Annotated in this window: 16 protein-coding genes and 1 pseudogene; 15 read left to right on the top strand and 2 right to left on the bottom strand. The window is 39.8% G+C overall.

Features of this window, described 5'->3' with window-relative positions; translation table 11 throughout:
• The first annotated feature begins 334 nt into the window (after positions 1–334).
• The 6 genes and pseudogenes from AC1Z3T_RS06285 to AC1Z3T_RS06260 all read left to right on the top strand — a co-directional run bounded on the left by AC1Z3T_RS06285 (position 335) and on the right by AC1Z3T_RS06260 (position 7,706).
• A pseudogene (locus AC1Z3T_RS06285) lies at positions 335–1,586 on the top strand (NRAMP family divalent metal transporter).
• 35 nt (positions 1,587–1,621) lie between these two features.
• Positions 1,622–2,380: a LamB/YcsF family protein gene (locus AC1Z3T_RS06280; RefSeq protein WP_046760413.1), complete on the top strand. Its 759-nt coding sequence runs from the start codon at positions 1,622–1,624 to the stop codon at positions 2,378–2,380.
• Positions 2,381–2,392: 12 nt separating this feature from the next.
• Entirely contained in the window at positions 2,393–3,199 is an 807-nt protein-coding gene (locus tag AC1Z3T_RS06275; RefSeq protein ID WP_100886020.1) for a putative hydro-lyase, read from the top strand.
• A gap of 18 nt (positions 3,200–3,217) precedes the next feature.
• The gene (locus AC1Z3T_RS06270) at positions 3,218–4,798 is read left to right on the top strand and encodes a 5-oxoprolinase subunit B/C family protein (RefSeq protein ID WP_100886019.1); all 1,581 of its coding nucleotides are present in this window, start codon (positions 3,218–3,220) and stop codon (positions 4,796–4,798) included.
• Between the two features lies 1 nt (position 4,799).
• The gene (locus AC1Z3T_RS06265; RefSeq protein ID WP_100886018.1) at positions 4,800–6,539 is read left to right on the top strand and encodes an acetyl/propionyl/methylcrotonyl-CoA carboxylase subunit alpha; all 1,740 of its coding nucleotides are present in this window, start codon (positions 4,800–4,802) and stop codon (positions 6,537–6,539) included.
• Between the two features lie 129 nt (positions 6,540–6,668).
• Entirely contained in the window at positions 6,669–7,706 is a 1,038-nt protein-coding gene (locus tag AC1Z3T_RS06260) for a hypothetical protein (RefSeq protein ID WP_100886017.1), read from the top strand.
• A gap of 73 nt (positions 7,707–7,779) precedes the next feature.
• Here the strand turns inward: AC1Z3T_RS06260 and AC1Z3T_RS06255 are convergent, their stop codons facing one another.
• A complete protein-coding gene (locus tag AC1Z3T_RS06255) occupies positions 7,780–8,526 on the bottom strand; it encodes an SDR family oxidoreductase (protein WP_004826634.1) in 747 nt (248 codons plus the stop codon).
• Positions 8,527–8,675: 149 nt separating this feature from the next.
• On the opposite strand from AC1Z3T_RS06255, the gene AC1Z3T_RS06250 reads away from it, so the two are divergent.
• The 6 genes from AC1Z3T_RS06250 to AC1Z3T_RS06225 all read left to right on the top strand — a co-directional run bounded on the left by AC1Z3T_RS06250 (position 8,676) and on the right by AC1Z3T_RS06225 (position 14,576).
• Complete coding sequence (locus tag AC1Z3T_RS06250; RefSeq protein ID WP_004826637.1) at positions 8,676–9,014, top strand: winged helix-turn-helix transcriptional regulator; 339 nt, start codon at positions 8,676–8,678, stop codon at positions 9,012–9,014.
• 106 nt (positions 9,015–9,120) lie between these two features.
• Positions 9,121–9,570, top strand: a complete 450-nt coding sequence (locus AC1Z3T_RS06245) for an ammonium transporter (protein WP_004826640.1) — start codon at positions 9,121–9,123, stop codon at positions 9,568–9,570.
• A 26-nt stretch (positions 9,571–9,596) separates the two neighbouring features.
• The gene (gene topA / locus AC1Z3T_RS06240) at positions 9,597–12,239 is read left to right on the top strand and encodes a type I DNA topoisomerase (RefSeq protein ID WP_058968143.1); all 2,643 of its coding nucleotides are present in this window, start codon (positions 9,597–9,599) and stop codon (positions 12,237–12,239) included.
• Between the two features lie 79 nt (positions 12,240–12,318).
• On the top strand, positions 12,319–13,113 hold the full coding sequence (locus tag AC1Z3T_RS06235; protein ID WP_004826644.1) for an NYN domain-containing protein: 795 nt from the start codon (positions 12,319–12,321) through the stop codon (positions 13,111–13,113).
• 5 nt (positions 13,114–13,118) lie between these two features.
• Entirely contained in the window at positions 13,119–13,877 is a 759-nt protein-coding gene (locus AC1Z3T_RS06230) for a hypothetical protein (RefSeq protein ID WP_100886016.1), read from the top strand.
• A 135-nt stretch (positions 13,878–14,012) separates the two neighbouring features.
• Positions 14,013–14,576 (top strand): HdeD family acid-resistance protein, encoded by a 564-nt coding sequence (locus tag AC1Z3T_RS06225; RefSeq protein ID WP_100886015.1) that lies wholly within the window; start codon positions 14,013–14,015, stop codon positions 14,574–14,576.
• Positions 14,577–14,711: 135 nt separating this feature from the next.
• On the opposite strand, the gene AC1Z3T_RS06220 is transcribed toward AC1Z3T_RS06225, so the two are convergent.
• Positions 14,712–15,164: a carboxymuconolactone decarboxylase family protein gene (locus AC1Z3T_RS06220; RefSeq protein ID WP_100886014.1), complete on the bottom strand. Its 453-nt coding sequence runs from the start codon at positions 15,162–15,164 to the stop codon at positions 14,712–14,714.
• 100 nt (positions 15,165–15,264) lie between these two features.
• Here AC1Z3T_RS06220 and AC1Z3T_RS06215 point away from each other — a divergent pair, with 100 nt between their 5' ends.
• The 3 genes from AC1Z3T_RS06215 to AC1Z3T_RS06205 all read left to right on the top strand — a co-directional run bounded on the left by AC1Z3T_RS06215 (position 15,265) and on the right by AC1Z3T_RS06205 (position 18,910).
• Positions 15,265–16,401, top strand: coding sequence for a glycerate kinase family protein (locus AC1Z3T_RS06215; protein ID WP_100886013.1), 1,137 nt, complete (start codon positions 15,265–15,267; stop codon positions 16,399–16,401).
• A 180-nt stretch (positions 16,402–16,581) separates the two neighbouring features.
• Positions 16,582–18,573 (top strand): ATP-dependent helicase, encoded by a 1,992-nt coding sequence (locus AC1Z3T_RS06210; protein ID WP_100886012.1) that lies wholly within the window; start codon positions 16,582–16,584, stop codon positions 18,571–18,573.
• Between the two features lie 85 nt (positions 18,574–18,658).
• Positions 18,659–18,910, top strand: a complete 252-nt coding sequence (locus AC1Z3T_RS06205) for an RNA recognition motif domain-containing protein (protein ID WP_004826655.1) — start codon at positions 18,659–18,661, stop codon at positions 18,908–18,910.
• Positions 18,911–18,937 lie beyond the last annotated feature (27 nt).

Raw genomic sequence — 18,937 nt, 5'->3', positions numbered from 1 at the left:
TATTACTGTTGTACTTTATTTTTGATTCATAATTTGATCTTTTAAAGTTCCAAAATTGTCACATTATTGATAATTAGAACTTATCGTTATCTATAATGAATCATTATTAAAATGATATTATTAAAATAAAACATATTAAATTCAATATTTTAAAATTTTATTGCTAATCTTTTTGGCTGATTGTTCTGGCTCATTTCCTATGCTTTTATTTCAAATATAGATTTGGTAGGGCACTACCAAAAAAATCTTCAAGATTTAAAGGATAAAAGAATTTCATATTTTCAGAAAAATTGATGTTCTTTGTTTAACTTGAAATAGCGTTGATTAAGCTCAAATGGATGAGGAACGCATACATGTCTTTATTGAAATCTTCTATATTATCTGACCGTCAATGGGCAATTGTTGCATCGATATTTATGATGGCAACTTCTGCAATGGGTCCGGGGTTCCTTACACAAACTGCTGTATTTACAGTGAAATTAGGTGCAGCATTTGGCTTTGCGATCTTGATTTCTATTCTGATTGATTATGTGGTTCAACAAAATATTTGGCGTGTGGTGACCCTAACTCAGATGCGAGCCTCTGATATTGCCAATAAGGCTTTACCTGGCAGTGGTTATTTACTTGCATTTTTGGTCATTCTTGGTGGCTTCTTCTTTAGTATCGGGAACATTGCAGGTGCAGCGCTTGGCTTAAATGCCTTATTTGGTTTAGACACCAAAGTCGGTGGTGTACTCAGTGGTGCATTGGCTATTCTTATTTTTGCTTCCAGAAAAGCCACACTGGTGATGGACAAAAGTATGATTGTTTTGGGTTTGCTCAAAATTATTCTAATTGTCATTGTCGCCTTTATTGTCATGCCACCCGTGGGACAAGCTGTTCAACAAACTTTTGCGCCTGACCAAATTGATTTTGCGATTATCACCACGATTGTCGGTGGAACCGTCGGAGGCTATATCTGCTATGCAGGTGCACACCGTTTACTCGATAAGGGTGCTGTTGGGCCAGAAAACATTGATGAAGTCGCAAAGGCAGCAACCAAAGGGATCGTGGTTGTTGGGATCATGCGCTATGTTTTGTTCTTGGCGTTTTTAGGTGTGGTGGTCAGTGGTGCAACAATTGATCTAGCCAGCCATGATGCCAATCCTGCAGCACAAGCATTTCAATATGCCGCAGGTACTTTTGGGTATAAACTGTTTGGTTTGATTTTTTGGGCAGCAGGGATCAGTAGTACCATCGGTGCAGCTTATACATCAGTTTCATTTATTTCAGCTTTTAAAAAGAATCTAAATGCTAAACAAACCAACTATATCACCATCAGCTTTATTTCTTTGGCATTACTGTTGTATGTAGTTTTAGGTGCAACACCAGCTGGATTATTGATCTTTGTCGGTGGTTTTAATGGGCTGGTTTTACCGATTGGTTTGACAATTTTTGTCTATGTCGCTGCATGTCGTAAAGACCTCATGGGCAATTATAACTATCCAAAATGGTTATTGATTTTAGGTGTGCTGACCTGCTTACTGACATGGTGGATGGGATATATGTCATTCACAACAGTATTTAATTATCTCACTAAACTGTAATCAATCTAACACTCAATTAAAAAGGAAGTACGCTGATGTTTGTCGATTTAAATAGTGACTTGGGTGAAAGTTTCGGTTCATGGAAAATGGGCAATGATGAGCAAATTTTGCCTGTGGTCAGTAGTGCCAATATTGCTTGCGGTTTTCATGCAGGTGATCCATTAGGGATATTACAAACATTAAAGCAGGCTGTGCGATTAAATGTGTGTATCGGTGCGCATGTTGCTTATCCTGATTTAGTTGGGTTTGGTCGTCGCAATATGGATTTGTCTCAGGATGAGCTGATTGCTGATGTGCTCTACCAAATTTCTGCATTGGATGGGCTTGCCAAAGTGGCTGGTTCGGCAGTGAGCTATGTTAAACCACATGGTGCACTTTATAACACGATTGCCAAAGATGCAGTTCAGGCTGAAGCCGTCATTGCAGCGATAAAAATGTATAACCCCAAGTTGGTATTGGTCGCTTTAGCGGGGTCTAATCTGGTCGATCAGGCGCGTCAAGCAGGGCTAACAGTGGTTTCTGAAGCATTTGCAGATCGAGCTTATAACCGAGATGGTTCATTGGTTTCACGCCGTTTGCAAGGTGCAGTGCTGCATGATGCTGATTTTGTCGCTCAACGCGTGGTGTCTATGCTGAAAAACGGTGGAGTTGAATCCATTGATGGGGTATTTACCCCGATCCAAGCCGATACGATTTGTTTGCATGGTGATACGGCTGGTGCTTTAGAAATGTCTGCTGCGATTAAAGCTGAACTGTTAAAAAATGATATTCAGGTTCGTTCATTTTGTGGATAAAGGAAGATACACATGTTGAAAAATATCAAAGTAGACCCAGAAAAGTTAAAAGTGACCCAACAAGCAAGACAGCAAATTCGTGCAGGTTTTGATCGACCTACGGCTGGTATGGCACCGGGTATGACCCAAGTGAATATGATTTCTGTACCCAAAGATTGGGCTTATGATTTCTTATTATATGCGCACCGTAATCCTCAAAGTTGTCCTGTTCTCGATGTTCTAGAAGAAGGTGTTTATGCCACAAAATTGGCATTGGATGCAGATATTCGAACCGATTTTCCACGCTATCGAATTTGGAAAGATGGTGAAATGGTCGATGAAGTGACCGATGCAACTGAGATTTACAATGATCATCCAGATTTGGTGACATTTTTAATTGGTTGTAGCTTTTCTTTTGAAACGGCATTGCAAGATGCTGGTATAGAAGTCCGTCATATTCATGATAAAACCAATGTACCCATGTATTTGAGCAACATTAGTTGCGAACCAGCAGGGCGTATTTCAGGAAATATGGTGGTTTCCATGCGACCAATTCCTGCAGATCAAGTTTCAGAAGCTGTGAAAATTACCGCACGTATGCCAAGTGTGCATGGTGCACCTGTGCATATTGGACATCCTGAAAGTTTAGGTATTCAAGATATTAATCAACCTGATTTTGGTGAAGCATCTCGTATTGAACAGGGCGAGATTGCTGTGTTTTGGGCGTGTGGTGTAACACCTCAAGCAGCTGTAATGAACTCAAAGATTCCATTTGCAATTAGTCATGCACCGGGACACATGTTGATTACCGACATTCCAGATCGTGTCTGGATGGGTTAAAAAAGAAAGGATCAGTAAATGCGATTTTTATCAGTAAATTCCGATAGTTTCTTGATTGAACTTGCCAGTTTGCAAGAAACTTTGGCTTTATACAGCAAATTGCAAAATTTACACTTGAAAGGAATCAAAGATTTAATTCCTGCTGCAAAGACGATTTTGGTGTTTTTTGATGAGATCAACACTGACTTCAAAACCTTATCGACTTTAATCGGTAGCTTAAATATAGATTTAGATATTCAGCGACATTGCCAGCAAGTGATTATTCCCATTCGTTATGATGGTGAAGATTTAGCACAAGTGGCAGAGTTACAGGGCTTATCTGTCGCAGATTTGATTCGTAAACATCATCAAAGTACTTGGGATGTCGCATTTATTGGTTTTGCGCCTGGTTTTGCCTATATGAATAGTCCTGACCAGCCGTTTACGGATATTCCGCGTTTAAAAACGCCCCGTAAAAAAATTCCATCAGGCTCTCTAGGGTTAGCAGGTCAATATTCAGGCATTTATCCGAAGGATAGCCCTGGCGGTTGGCAATTGATTGGTACAACAACTGAAAAAATGTGGGATTTGGAACGCTCGAATCCTGCACTGTTAAGACCCGGAATGACTGTAAATTTTGAAGATGTGACACGTCATCCTATTTCTGTAGATGTACCAAAACAGATCACCTCGGTGCAAGACAATGGTTCAAAATTACCATTATTTAAACTGACTGCATCTGGATTGCAAACTTCGATTCAAGATGAAGGCCGCTTTCAACAGACCAGTATTGGTGTTGGGACAGCAGGTGCGATGGATATTGATTCTATGCACAGTGCCAATCGAATTGTGGGTAATCCAACTGACACACCCGTAATTGAGATTTTAAATGGCGGTTTAAAAGCAAAAATGCAACATTCAGCGGTTATTGCTGTGGCGGGTGCAATTTCAAATATTCATGTGAAATTTGCAGATGGTCAAAACGCTGATTTTGAGTGTTATCAACCCATCGCATTAGATTGTGGTGATGAGTTTCACATACAAACTCCTCGTGCTGGACTACGAAATTATCTTGCAGTTCGTGGTGGTTTCGACATTCAGCCTGTTTTAAATAGCTGTTCTTTTGACAGTTTAGCAATTCTTGGTCCACATCCCTTAAAAGTGGGGGATGTGCTTTACCAAGGTCAAGTTGTCCCATCCAATATCACGATCAATGACGTGGCAAAAGCCAATCTCCCTCAACTTGGCGACACGGTTGAACTGGATATTGTGATGGGACCCCGCACGGATTGGTTCGATCAAGACAGTATTGAGAAACTGTGCAATCAATCCTGGTTAGTCACCAATGAAAGTAACCGTGTTGGTTTGCGCTTGTTGGGTAAACAACCACTCAACCGTAAAGTGACCCATGAGTTGGAAAGTGAAGGTACCTGTATTGGCGCTTTACAAATTCCACCAAATGGTCAGCCGGTCTTGTTTATGAACGATCACCCACTTACTGGTGGTTATCCCGTGATTGCCTCGGTTGCTAAACACCATTGGAATCTGGTGGCGCAAATACCTGCAGATTGCCATGTCAAGTTTAGAAAAATTGCCGAATTTGTAGAGATAGAGAATTGAAATGAACAAGCAAAATTATGCCAATGAAAAACTATTAATCGCCAACCGTGGCGAAATTGCTGTACGTATTATTCAAGCGTGTCGTGATATGGGTATCACATCTATTGCCATGTATGCAGATGATGACATCGGCAGCTTACATGTCGAGCTTGCAGATGAGGCATGGGGTTTAGCGGGGGCAACCGCTAAAGAAACCTATTTAAATATCGATGCCATCATTGATGTTGCTAAGAAATCTAAAGCCACGATGGTGCATCCTGGTTATGGTTTTTTATCAGAACGTGCAGAGTTCGCTCAAGCAGTGATTGATGCTGGTTTAAAGTGGATAGGTCCATCTCCAACTGCGATTCAAAAATTAGGAGATAAAATTGAAGCACGTAAAATCGCAGCTTCAGTCGGCGCACCTCTGGTTCAAGGTACACAAGATCCTTTGAACAATGCAGAAGAAGCATTAACCTTTGCCAAACAGCATGGTTTGCCTATTGCAATTAAAGCTGCTTTCGGTGGCGGTGGTCGTGGTCTAAAAGTGGTTTGGAAACTTGAAGAAGTGAAAGAACTCTATGAGTCTGCGGTTCGAGAAGCCAAGGCTGCATTTGGTCGTGGTGAGTGCTTTGTTGAGCAATATTTAGATAATCCTCGTCATGTAGAAGCACAGGTGATCGCTGATCAGCATGGACATGTGGTGGTGTTGGGGACACGAGATTGTTCTCTACAACGCCGTAATCAAAAACTGGTCGAAGAATCTCCTGCGCCATTTATCAGTGATGAGATTTATCAAGATATCCTTAGTTCTGCAAAAAATATTTGTCAGGCAGCACAATATGTCGGAGCAGGAACAGTTGAATATTTGTTGAGCCAAAATGGTAGATTGTCTTTTCTTGAAGTAAATACGCGTTTGCAAGTCGAACATCCTGTGACTGAAGAAACAGCACAGGTAGACTTGGTGGTTGAACAAATCCGAGTTGCATTAGGTGAAGAACTGTCTATTCAAGATACACCAAAGGCACTTGGGCATGCTATTGAGTTCCGGATTAATGCGGAAGACCCAAGTCGTGGCTTTATTCCTGCATTTGGCACATTGAGTCTATTTGAAGCACCTTTTGGTCATGGTGTACGTGTTGATACAGGGGTGCGTACAGGCTCGTTGGTTTCAAGCCACTTTGATTCTTTGATGGCGAAGCTCATTGTGACAGGCTCAACCCGTGAGATCGCAATTGCACGTGCAAAACGTGCATTAAAGCAATTTAAAATCGAAGGTGTTGCTTCTGTTCTTGATTTTCATCGTGCTGTATTGAATGAGCCTGATTTTACTGAAGAATTTAAAGTCCATACTCGGTGGATTGAAAATGACTTTAAGCAGGTATTAAAACCGACGCAGCGAAGTATTCCTCAACATCAGCAAGCGATGACTTTGAGCTATATCGAAATTGATGGGAAATTACACCGTTTGGGACTGCCTGCGGGGCTGTTTGCCCAAAATATTATGCCAACGAGTCAACATGTAGAACAAAAAACATCCTTTGAGACTCTACCTGAGCATTTGCTTGCACCCATTAATGGCGCAATCGTGGCATGGAAAGTTCAAACAGGCGAGCACGTCACTGAAGGGCAAGTAGTAGCGATTATGGAAGCCATGAAAATGGAAGTTCAAGTGCTCGCACACCAAAGTGGTCAAATACAAATATCGGCAAACGTGGGGACAACTTGTCAGGCTGATCATGTGATTGCCAGTATTCAATAGTCTTTAGACATGTGCAATTTAACCTGAGCGTAAAAATTGGAAATTTATAGTTAAATTTCCAATTTTATTTGACCTTTTACTGAAAGCCCGCTGTAATGCACGCCACTGTTTAATTGCAAACTTTTGACCATGCCGGATACAGTTGTTCTTTTTGACCTTGAAAATAATATGCCTACAGCACCAATGCTGGGTAAAATGGTTGAGCATTACGCTACATTATATCTTTTTAATTGTACTGGGCATTTTCATTATTCACTGACTGATCTCACAGCGCTTTCCAGTTGGATCAACAGTGGTCAAGTGGTGATTTTAGACGTTCCTCAAGCGGCTCAAAAAGAATATGAGTATGCCGTGATTGCAGGGCAATTATTGGCACTCTTAACACCAGATACACAGATCGAAATTATTTCTGCCACATCCACTTGTACGGTGTTGTTGGATATTATCCGTAATGTACATCTCGATTGCCGTCTTGTTCAAATTGATCCGACTGGTCAATTGCCAAGTCAAAAACGACAGCTTCCAAGTCTTGAAACAATTCAAAATAAACCGTATTTACAAATGGTTAAAAAGTATTGTGATGCTTTAGCAAAGATGACAGGAAAGCCGAATACAATTGAAAAATTACGCAACTCTGTTGCCAATACATTGCAGATTGTACCAGAAAAAGCACAGCATCTTGTAGGAATGCTGATTAATTTAAGAATTGTGAAATGCCTTGATGAACAAATTTCTTATCGGAAAAAGGTCTTAAAACAGTGGATCAGTCTCGATATAGAAAATTCAACTTCTCATGACCAAGCTGATCAACAGCTGGACAAACAATCGCATATTAAATTACATAAAATTGATCAAATTTTAGAAAGCTTACATGCGCATCCGCAACAGGTTATCCAAGAAATAGATGATCAGGAATCACTTGAAGCTGTACAACAGGTGCTGTTTAAAAACTTTGAGCAGATTGATCCTGTTCAAATTGAAGTGATTCATAAACTGAATGATTTAAAAACATCGAAACCCAAAGATATTTATGCATTGCGCGATCTATTGGAAAAAATGTTCCCTAAATCTGATGTTCGTTTATTGCTTAAAGAGTTGATTGAAAAAGGCTATATTTATTGGAATGGGCATGAAGTGGTCTACAGTCATGAAATGTATTTGAATTAATGCTGTTCAAGTAGATGAGAGAAACACTCCAAGATATCTCTGATCTACTTTCAGATTTTTTGATTTAAATGCTTTACAAGTTGGCAACACCACCATCTATCAATAGTTCTGTTCCAACAACAAAACGAGACTCATCAGAAGCAAGATAAATAAAGGCGTTGGCAATTTCTGTTGCTGTGGCAAGTCTTTGTAGTGGGACTAAATTTTCAATACTGGTTTTGAGCTGTTCAACTTCAGCAGGGCTGTCTGCGACTTTATTCAGTGCAGGTGTAAATGTCGGTCCAGGAGAAAGCAGATTAAAGCGTATTTTATGATTTAACAGTTCCCTTGAAAGTGTTTTGACCAAGGAGCGTAAGGCGATCTTTGAAGCAGCATACACACTGCTTTTTTCTAATGCGATATGAATGCTGGTTGAACCACATAAAATTACTGAACTGTTTGGATTAATCATGGGAAGAAGGCTTTGAATCAAAAAGAAAGGACCTTTTAGATTGGTATTTAACACCTCATCAAATTGTTCAACGCTCCATTGCCCAAAACGTTGATGGTTCACATTGCCTGCATTGATATAAATCACATCAAAGATAAAGGATAATTGCTGTAATTTTTTGAGAAAATCATGCTGTGAATTTAAGTCAGCATGGTCACATGTAAAACCGAAACTTTGCGATCCTAATTGCTGTTGAACTTGTGCAATTTGATTGATATTCCGTCCAGTAAAGACTACTCGTGCACCTTCTTCAATGGCTCGTTGTGCGGCAGCAAAGCCAATTCCACTGGTTGCACCTGTGATTAAAACAGTCTTGTCTTTTAATCTCATTTTTTCACTATAATGTCATTAAGAAACACGTATATTGTGAAAATTTATGCGCAGATGTAAGAACTTACCAAATGGTAACTAAGTCGCTGTTGGGTTTGAAATAGGCTGAAATCAGCTTTTATAAATTGTAGCTTTATGTAAGGTGAAAAATGACAACTGTGCAATATGAGCAAAACTGTTCAATTATGCGATTCGTTGCGATATTTTCAGGCAAATGGGTCTTGCCGATTGTTTATCATCTTATACAAGCTCAACATCCTGTGCGATTTAATCAATTACAAAAGGCTTTAGCACCGATTCCTCAAAAGGAACTTTCAAAACAGTTAAAGCTTTTAGAAGAATGCCAACTGATCTCCAAACAGATTTATCCAGAAGTACCTCCACGTGTAGAATATCAAATTACTGCATTGGGAAAATCTTTGGAAAGTTCGATTCGCTCATTGGGTGATTGGATGACGTTTTACGAAAAAAATAGAGATGAAAAATAAGACATTAAACTGACTTTAAAATTACAGATTCGTTGTAATTTTAATTTTAAACTTGCGTTTTATATTCAGCTTATGCAACTCTAATATAGGAATTTAAAGGTGAACTATGGAACACACTGGTCTTTGGGTTGCGCTCGTAATCGTTGTTTTTGTATTGGGCTCAATTTTTGGCTTACGCGTAAGCCCAAGAGAAAAGGCATTAGGTTTAATGCGTGAAAAAGCCCGAAAGATGGGTTTACATCCGCGTTTGGTGGCTGCGCCAGAATGGACTAAAATCCCAATGGCAACAGAATCTCGTGCAAGTATGGTGGCTTATTATAGTGTACTTATTCCTGATGCACGTTTAGCGCTGATGCGTGCATGTGTCGAAGATGAAAAGCTTCACGTGATTCAAGGTGATGCGAAATTTAAAGATTTTCCCATTGCATTAAAGGGGATTTATGCTATTGATATGCAGGCAAATTGTGTAGGGCTATATTGGGATGAAGAATCTGACCTAAGAGCAACACAACTTGATGATATGAAAGCATATTTACTCAAATTGGCTGAAATTTAACTTAATAATAGGAACAGTGGTTTATTATGGCGAACGCTCCTCGGTCCACATCCAAAAGCACTACAGCAAAATCTCCTGATGCTGGAAAAAAGCGTGCATTAGTGATTGTGGAGTCGCCTGCAAAAGCGAAAACGATTAATAAATATTTAGGCTCAAATTACATTGTAAAGTCATCCGTAGGTCATGTCCGTGATTTACCTACAGGCGGCTCAAGTAAAACAGCAGAAAAAAAGCCAGCAACACGCACCAAGTTGACGGAAGATCAGAAGGCTGAAAAGGCACAATCCGCACTCGTCAATCGTATGGGTGTTGATCCAGAACATGGTTGGAAAGCTAAGTATGAAGTCCTTCCCGGCAAAGAGAATGTTGTTGCCGAACTCAAAAAGCTTGCCAAAGATGCAGATGAAATCTATCTCGCAACGGATTTGGATAGAGAAGGGGAAGCAATTGCTTGGCATTTGAGAGAAGTCATTGGTGGGGATGATAGCCGTTACCATCGTGTGGTTTTCAATGAAATTACCAAAAATGCCATCCAAGAAGCATTTAAACAGCCGACACGTCTAGATTTAAACCGAGTCAATGCGCAGCAAGCTCGTCGTTTTCTAGACCGAGTTGTTGGCTTTATGGTTTCACCATTGTTATGGGAAAAAATTGCACGTGGTTTATCTGCGGGTCGCGTGCAATCTGTAGCTGTGAAATTGGTGGTGGAACGTGAACGTGAAATTCGTGCCTTTATTCCTGAAGAATATTGGCAAGTTTTTGCAGACACTAAATCTCAAAAAGATGAGATTCGCCTAGAAGCAGTGAAGCAAGCTGGTAAGACATTAAAATTACAGAATAAAGCGCAAACTGATGCTTTGTTGAAAATTTTAAAAGATGCTGAATATAAAGTTGCCACTCGTGAAGATAAACCGACTAAGGTTAATCCAAGTGCGCCATATATCACTTCAACGCTACAACAAGCGGCAAGTACACGCTTAGGTTTCTCAGTAAAGAAAACCATGATGCTTGCACAACGTTTATATGAAGCTGGTTTTATTACCTATATGCGTACTGACTCAACATTTTTAAGTGATGATGCAGTCAGTATGGTGCGGCAGCACATTGAAACAGAGTTTGGTGCGAAATATTTACCTGCAAAAGCCAATCGCTATGGCAACAAGGCAAATGCACAAGAAGCCCATGAAGCAATTCGTCCTTCAAACGTTGGATTAAAAGGCGACAGCTTGGCTGGCGTTGAGCGTGATGCACAACGTTTATATGATTTAATTTGGCGTCAATTTGTGGCATGTCAAATGACACCTGCAGAGTATTTATCTTCAACAATTTTAGTGGATGCCAATGGCGTAGAGCTCAAAGCCAAAGGTCGTACTCTAGTTTTTGATGGTTTTACCAAAGTTCGTGGTCAAAACAAATCTGATGATGATGTTCTATTACCAGCCGTAAAAGTGGGTGAAATTTTAAAACTTGAGAAACTTGATCCTTCTCAACATTTCACTAAACCACCTGCACGTTTTACTGAAGCATCATTGGTCAAAGAATTGGAAAAACGGGGTATCGGTCGACCATCGACATATGCTGCGATTATTTCGACGATTCAAGATCGAGGCTATGTCAAGTTAGACAACCGCCGTCTTTTCGCTGAGAAGATGGGTGAAATTGTCACAGACCGTTTGGATGAGAACTTTAACAATCTAATGAATTACGCTTTTACAGCGGATTTAGAAGGTCAGTTGGATAAAGTTGCAGATGGCGAACGTAATTGGAAAGAGCTTCTTGATAGTTTCTATGGCGATTTTAAAAAGCGTTTAACCACAGCTCAAGGTGAGAATGGCATGCGCCGTAACTTACCTGTAGAAGTTGAGGCGGTACACTGTAAAGAATGCGAACGCCCAATGCAGATTCGTACAGGGACGACAGGTGTCTTTCTGGGGTGTTCAGGTTACAACTTACCTCCAAAAGAACGTTGTAAGGGCACGTTGAATCTAACGCCTGTCGAATCACTGGCAGCACTTTCCGATGATGATGGTGCTGAAACTGCCGATTTGATGTCGAAAAAACGCTGTCCAATTTGTGGTACTGCAATGGACAGCTATGTCATTGATGGTGGTCGAAAACTGCATATCTGTGGAAACAATCCAGACTGTGATGGTTATGAACTTGAAGAAGGTGAGTTCAAAATCAAGGGCTATGATGGTCCAACCATTCCTTGTGACAAGTGTGATGGTGAAATGCAGTTAAAAAATGGTCGGTTTGGTCCTTATTTTGCCTGTATGAGCTGTGATAATACCCGTAAAGTATTGAAGAATGGTCAACCTGCGCCACCACGTGTAGATCCAATCAAAATGGAACATTTACGTTCAACCAAACATGATGACTTCTTTGTTCTTCGTGATGGTGCTGCGGGTCTATTCTTGGCTGCAAGTAAGTTCCCGAAAGTACGTGAAACACGTGCACCCAAGGTTGCTGAATTGCGTTCTGTTGCAGATCAACTCGATCCAAAATATCAATTTATTTTGCAAGCACCCGATCAAGACCCAGATGGAAATCCGACATTGGTGAAATTCAGTCGTAAGAATCAAGCACAGTATATTGGTTCGGAAACACCTGAAGGTAAACAAACCAAGTGGTCCTTGGTTTACCAAGATGGAAAATGGGTTGAAGCCTAAGTTTTAATTACTCATAAAAATGCTCACAAAAGTGGGCATTTTTTATATCAATTATTATGGGAAGCGGTATGATAAATGAATGAATAAAAAACTAAAAATTGGGGATATTGTGGAAAATACTAAAAAATTTGCGGTTTTAATTGATGCTGATAATTCATCTGTGAACTCAATTTCGTCGGTATTGGAGGAAGTGGCAAAATATGGGATTGCCAGTGTAAAGCGTGTTTATGGAGATTGGAGCAGTGATTCTCTAAAAAAATGGAGAGAAGTCTTATTGCCGCATGCGATTACCCCTGTACAGCAATTTGCATATACCAGCGGTAAAGATGCTACAGATATGATTTTGATCATCGATGCGATGGATTTATTATATGGTGGTGCATTGGATGGCTTTTGTATTGTGTCTAGTGATAGTGATTTTACCCCTTTGGCTTCAAGAATAAGGGAAAGTGGTTTAGTTGTTTATGGTTTTGGGCGTAAGAAAACACCTGAGCCATTTAAAAAAGCCTGTGATAAATTTATTTCGATTGAAAACTTGATTGCTGAAGAGAAAGAAGAAGAAAAACAAAGTACTGAAACTAAAAATAATGAAGATACCAAAAAACCTTCTCCAATCGATAAAGAAGAAACGAAAACACCCATTGATAAAGCCACTTTAAATTTGATTTATAAGGCGGTAAAAGACAACTCAGATGACAACGGTTGGGCATATCTAGGTTCTATTGGTACCTATTTAAGTACAGTAAAGCCAGATTTTGATACTCGTGATTATGGTTATACGAAGTTATCAGGACTGATAAAAGCTGTGGAAGTCTTTGAAACTAAAATAGAGGGGAGTCAAATGTTTCTTAAAAAGCGTAAAAAACAGAGCTAAATTCAATGTGGAAAAAACTTCGAATTGCAATTTTATTGATCATTCTGCTTATTGTAGGAATGAATGCTTGGCGAGATATGAATCAAGATTGGACAAAACCGATTGTGGTTTTACTCCATCCGATCAATGCAGATGGACAAGTCTCCACGTCTCATTATATACAGCAAATTTCTGTCGATGATTTACAAGAGATGACGCATTATTTGGCGCAGCAATCTCAACTTTTCCGTGGTCAAGCGCTATCTTTTCATTTTCAGCTTGGGCGTGAATTAAATACTCTGCCGCCAAAGTTTCCTAAATCTTCAAGTATATTGAATACGATAATATGGAGTCTAAAGTTCAGGTTCTATGCATGGAACCAACATCAAGGAGCAGATGGAACGCCATCTGTGACCTTGTATTTGAATTATTATGATCCAAAGTTACAGAAAGTTTTAAAGCACTCAACTGCCTTAGAACGTGGGCGTATTGGCTCAGTCAACTTATTTGCCTCACCAAAGCAAAGTGCAAGTAATCAAGTTGTCTTAGTACATGAGTTATTACATACCTTTGGTGCGCAAGATAAATATGATTTATCGACAGGGCAGCCTCTTTATCCAACAGGTTATGCAAATCCTGAGCAACAACCTCTTTACCCGCAACAGCGCGCAGAAATTATGGGCGGTTATATTCCACTTTCCCAAAGCAAAAGTAAAACCCCTGAACATTTGGAAGATACCATGATCAGTCGCTTAACTGCACAAGAGATGGGGTGGGTAAAATAGTATCTAGGGAATGCTGTTATTTTGTTGATTTCGTATAAAGGCAATATTTTATATGCTTTAGATGCAGATTTTATACAGACAAGATGCTGAATTAGATCAACAATCAAATCAATGAATAACAAACAAGAGAAGAATATGCGTACAGTCGGAAATGATTTAGTTCGTCACCAACTCCATGAAAACCGCAAATGGTATCTTTTACTTGGGGCATTGTTGGTCATCTTTGGATTGGTCTTATTGGCTTCATTGGGTATGGCAACACTTACAGTTGTCGTACTGTTTGGTGCGTTGATGATGATTGGTGGGGTTTTGCATCTTATCGCAGCATTTAAAATTTTTGATGGCGGGTTCCGCTGGCTTTGGGCATTGTTTGGTGTGCTGTATCTGGTTGCTGGATATTATGCATTTAAGTCACCCGTGACTACCGCAGTGGTGCTTACCAATCTTCTGGCAATTGCTTTATTGATTGGTGGTTTTATTCGTATTTTTAATGCTTTTATGCTCAAGCCAATGTCTGGATGGGGATGGACATTATTTTCAGGTTTATTAACTTTGGCAACTGGGGCAATTATTTTGGCTTCACCAGATGCTCCTTTTTGGGTACTTGGATTATTCTTAGGCGTAGATATTTTATTTCAAGGAGTGAATTACCTGACTTTTGCCGCAGCAATTAAGCAGATTCCTCCTGCAAGTCACTAATTTAATCTTTGCTTCTAAAATAGATCAATAATAAAAAAACGCCTGATGTGTTACATCGGGCGTTTTTATTTTGCAGTTTCAGTTGATGAAATTTGATCTTGATCAAACATCAGATCTAACACAAATGTTGTTGGCTTATTCAGGCGCAACACGATATTGACTAGAAATAGCAATGCGATTCCATGTGTTAATCACTATCCCAATCCATTCAATTGCAGTAATTTCAGCACTGGATAAATGTTGCGCTGCCTGCTCATAAGCTTGGTCAGGAAAATGATGCTGGGCAAGCAATGTGATTTCTTCAATTAAAATTAACGCTGCACGTTCTTTTTGATTAAAGTATTCGCTTTCACGCCAAGCACTGATCAGGGCGATACGATCAGTCGTCTCACCTGCTTTAACTGCATCTTGGGTATGCATGCGCACACAAAAAGCACATTGGTTGATTTGAGAAGCGCGTAATTTCAGTAAATGTGAAAAACCTATATCTAGCCCAGCTTGTTGAACTTTTTGCATCGATAAGTTTTCAAGTTCGATGACCGTTTTATAGAGTTCAGGGGCAGTTCTACCGAGATTTATACGTTGCATAATGATTATTTCTTGAGTGTTAATTTTTTCACTTTACAGTTTATTCGCTATAAAAAAATCGTTATGTTATTTTTTGAATATCACCAAAATAAATTTTCTCATGACTAAAGTTTTTGTTCTTGCTCCAGACTCATTTAAAGAAAGTATGACGGCTGAACAAGCCTGTTTTGCAATGCAACGCGGCATTGAAAAAGTCATTGCTAATGCGCAGTTTATTCATGTACCTATGGCTGACGGTGGTGAAGGAACCGTTGATGCTTTAGTCGCTGCTCGGGATGGTCGTAAAGTACATTTTGAAGTCACAGGTCCTTTGATCGGTCAAAATGTTCAAAGCTATTTAGGTTTAATTGATGATGGCAAAACAGCCGTTATTGAAATGGCGATGGCGAATGGTATTCACTTGATCGAAAAATCCCAACGTAATCCTTTAGTGACAACAACTATGGGTACAGGTGAAATGATCAAAGCAGCATTAGGGTTGGGTGTGTCTAAAATCATTATCGGTTTAGGGGGCAGTGTCACCAACGATGCAGGTGCAGGAATGGCACAAGCATTGGGAGTAAAATTTTTAGATAAGAATTTGCACATTGTGAATGTTGGTGGTGGGCAACTGGAGCAAATTGAGAGCATTGATATTTCGCAATTGGACCATCGTTTAAAGCAGACCGAGATTATCATTGCCAGTGATGTGACTAATCCTTTGTGTGGAGCGTCTGGCGCTTCTTATGTGTTTGCCCCACAAAAAGGAGCAACACCAAAGATGGTTGAAAAACTTGATCAAAATTTAAAATATTTTGCGGAGTTGGTAAAACATCAATTAAATGTCGATGTTGCCGATGTACAGGGGGCGGGTGCAGCAGGTGGTTTAGGTTTTGGTCTGATGGTATTTACAGGTGCGAAAATACGTTCAGGCGTTGAGCTTGTGATTGAAGAAACTCAACTCGCTGAAAAAGTTGCGAAAGCTGATTATGTTTTGACTGGAGAAGGTGGTATGGATTTTCAGACCAAGTTCGGTAAAACCCCTTTTGGAGTGGCGCAAGTTGCTAAGAAGTTGAATAAACCAGTGATTGCTTTTGCTGGGTACGTGGGGCAAGGAATTGAGGAGTTATACACTGAGGGTTTCACTGCAATTTTTGCAATAGTTGATGGTGCTTGTGACTTACAAACAGCATTGAAGCAAGGTGAGAAAAATTTACAGCGTTGTTGTGAAAATGTGGCTCGCTTAATCAATCTATAGTGTTTCTAGATCGAGTAAATTTTGATTGTTTTTTATAGAGGTTGAATCTTTTATCTTCAATATTTCTCGATCTTCGATCCAGAGTAAAGCGTCAATTCACGACTTGATCATGAGCTTAAACTACATAATTTCATGATAGCTCTGCTAAACTAACGACCATCCATAAAGTGATGAGTGAAAATGAGTTTAGCCAACCTGATTGATGAATTAAACCCTCAACAAAAACAAGCTGCTACGACTAAAAACAAGCATAGTCTAGTGCTTGCAGGGGCAGGTTGTGGCAAAACAAAAACCATTGTCGCTCGTGCTGCATATCTCATAGATCAAGGTATTCCTGCGAATCAAATTCAGATTTTGACCTTTACTCGTCGTTCTGCCAGTGAAATTGTAGCAAGAGTAGAGTTGGCATTGGGTGATCAGGCGAGAGGATTACGCGCTTCGACATTCCACACCTTTTGCATGTATCTACTGCGCCGTGCACCGAAAGCATTTGGTCTGGACCAGTTTTCAATCATTGATCGTGATGATCAATTGATGTTATTTCGTTTGATTCGGGGCAAGGATGATAAAAAGAACCCGAATGCGTTACCCAAGCCACAACAACTTTGTGATTTATATTCTTTTGCTCGCAATACTCGTCAAAAACTCAGCTTAGCTTTAGAAAAACAGTTGCCTGAGTTTTTAGAATATAAAGATCAAATTGCTGAAATTATGAAAGAGTACGAAAGCCGTAAACGCACTCGTAGCTTTCTCGATTACGATGATATTCTGGCTGTTGTTGCATCGGCTTTGGCGCAATCTGAGGGATTGGTTGAATATGTGGCAAGCCTATGTCAATACATGCTGGTTGATGAAATGCAGGATACCAATCCTTTGCAATGGGCGATTTTAGAACCGTTGAAAGAAAAAACCTCATTGTTTTGTGTCGGTGATGATGCACAATCTATTTATGGTTTTCGTGGTGCAGATTTTGAAAACATTCATCATTTCAAAGATCGAGTACCAGACGCAGAGATTTTCAAATTAGAAAAAAATTATCGATCTACTCAAGAGATTTTAGACCTCTCCAATTGGCTATTGGAGCAAAGCCCGATTCATTATGATAAAAAACTAGAAGCTTACCGCGGCGATGGTCTTAAACCACGTATGCATATTTTCCCAAACGAGTTTGATGAAGCAAAGTGGATTGCAATCGACATTAAAGAACGTCATTTGTTGGAAGCCTCGGCATGGAATGATCATATGGTCTTGGTGCGTTCAGCTTTTGCTGCCAGACATATCGAAGCTGCATTTATTCAAGCCAATGTTCCATACCGGTTTATTGGTGGGATGAAATTACTTGAAACGGCACATGTCAAAGACTTGTTGAGTTTATTGCGTGTGATTGCCAATCCGCTTGATGATATTGCTTGGATGCGTTTCTTAACCCTGTGGAATGGTGTCGGTGATGTCGGTGCAAGTAAGCTTGCTCAACAGCTGTTACTTGATCCTGATATTGAAAAAATTACGGAGAAACTTGAGAAATTTGGGCGTATTCCAGATCATACCTTGTTGATCATGAAGCAAATGAGTGTGTTGAAAACTGAAGTTGAAGCTTGTGTTCGGCTTGGTGTTGAAGCAATTCTGAATCAGTTAGAAGAGAATTATGCTAAGAAGGATTGGCATAAACGCGTGGGTGATTTTGATCTGGTTAAACAGCTTGCCTCAAAACATAGCCAATTAAGTGAGTTTTTAGAAGAGTATGTGCTTGACCCTGTTTCAATTAGTGAGATCGAACGTCAGTCGCAAGATGATGTGGTAACACTGATTACGATTCATTCTGCAAAGGGCACTGAACAAAAAGTGTGTTATGTTGCCAATGTATCCGCAGGACAATATCCACATGCACGCGCACAAGGTGATTTTGATGAAGTTGAGGAAGAACGCAGAGTTCTTTATGTGGCACTCACCCGTGCACAGAACGAATTGATTTTAACCAAGCAAAATTTAAACTTTTGGGCGCATCGTCAGACGGATGAACAAGGCAGAGAAATTGAAAGTTATTTCTTCAATGATTTAACTCGAAATTTATGTACAACAGAAACTCATTACAGACAACGAGAACAAACGGTTAAAAGTGCTTTAATCGAGCGACAAGCGATTAATTTAGATTTTGGCATTGATCTGGATTAAACTATAGCAATCGTTTTTCATTCAAAAAGTAGGTAGGCGAGTGCTTTTTGATGTTTTTTGCCTCGTTTATATTTAAGGTTGTAAGATGAAAATTTTAGTTCGCAGTTTAGAACGCACTGTAACAGAAGCTGAATTATTAGAGTTGTTCCAACAATTTGGCACAGTGAAGTCTTGTACATTGGTGCTGGATGCGACCACGGGCAAATCAAAAGGTTTTGCTTTTGTTGAAATGCCACATGGCAGAGAAGCTGTAAAAGCGATCAAAGGTTTGAATACTTTGCGTTTACATGGTCATGGGATTCGTGTCAAAGCTGCTGAAGAAAAACCAGAAGCTTAAATCAAAAGGGAGCAGGAATGCTCCTTT

This window comes from Acinetobacter sp. B-6, from assembly GCF_056930735.1.
The sequence above is the reverse complement of the archived record's forward strand: the minus strand, read 5'-3'. Positions and strand labels throughout refer to the sequence as shown.

Coding starts and splice junctions, on each gene's coding strand:
- AC1Z3T_RS06280 (WP_046760413.1), top strand. CDS start 1,622: ATGTTTGTCGATTTAAATAGTGACTTGGGTGAAAGTTTCGGTTCATGG.
- AC1Z3T_RS06275 (WP_100886020.1), top strand. CDS start 2,393: ATGTTGAAAAATATCAAAGTAGACCCAGAAAAGTTAAAAGTGACCCAA.
- AC1Z3T_RS06270 (WP_100886019.1), top strand. CDS start 3,218: ATGCGATTTTTATCAGTAAATTCCGATAGTTTCTTGATTGAACTTGCC.
- AC1Z3T_RS06265 (WP_100886018.1), top strand. CDS start 4,800: ATGAACAAGCAAAATTATGCCAATGAAAAACTATTAATCGCCAACCGT.
- AC1Z3T_RS06260 (WP_100886017.1), top strand. CDS start 6,669: ATGCCGGATACAGTTGTTCTTTTTGACCTTGAAAATAATATGCCTACA.
- AC1Z3T_RS06255 (WP_004826634.1), bottom strand. CDS start 8,526: ATGAGATTAAAAGACAAGACTGTTTTAATCACAGGTGCAACCAGTGGA.
- AC1Z3T_RS06250 (WP_004826637.1), top strand. CDS start 8,676: ATGACAACTGTGCAATATGAGCAAAACTGTTCAATTATGCGATTCGTT.
- AC1Z3T_RS06245 (WP_004826640.1), top strand. CDS start 9,121: ATGGAACACACTGGTCTTTGGGTTGCGCTCGTAATCGTTGTTTTTGTA.
- topA (WP_058968143.1), top strand. CDS start 9,597: ATGGCGAACGCTCCTCGGTCCACATCCAAAAGCACTACAGCAAAATCT.
- AC1Z3T_RS06235 (WP_004826644.1), top strand. CDS start 12,319: ATGAATAAAAAACTAAAAATTGGGGATATTGTGGAAAATACTAAAAAA.
- AC1Z3T_RS06230 (WP_100886016.1), top strand. CDS start 13,119: ATGTGGAAAAAACTTCGAATTGCAATTTTATTGATCATTCTGCTTATT.
- AC1Z3T_RS06225 (WP_100886015.1), top strand. CDS start 14,013: ATGCGTACAGTCGGAAATGATTTAGTTCGTCACCAACTCCATGAAAAC.
- AC1Z3T_RS06220 (WP_100886014.1), bottom strand. CDS start 15,164: ATGCAACGTATAAATCTCGGTAGAACTGCCCCTGAACTCTATAAAACG.
- AC1Z3T_RS06215 (WP_100886013.1), top strand. CDS start 15,265: ATGACTAAAGTTTTTGTTCTTGCTCCAGACTCATTTAAAGAAAGTATG.
- AC1Z3T_RS06210 (WP_100886012.1), top strand. CDS start 16,582: ATGAGTTTAGCCAACCTGATTGATGAATTAAACCCTCAACAAAAACAA.
- AC1Z3T_RS06205 (WP_004826655.1), top strand. CDS start 18,659: ATGAAAATTTTAGTTCGCAGTTTAGAACGCACTGTAACAGAAGCTGAA.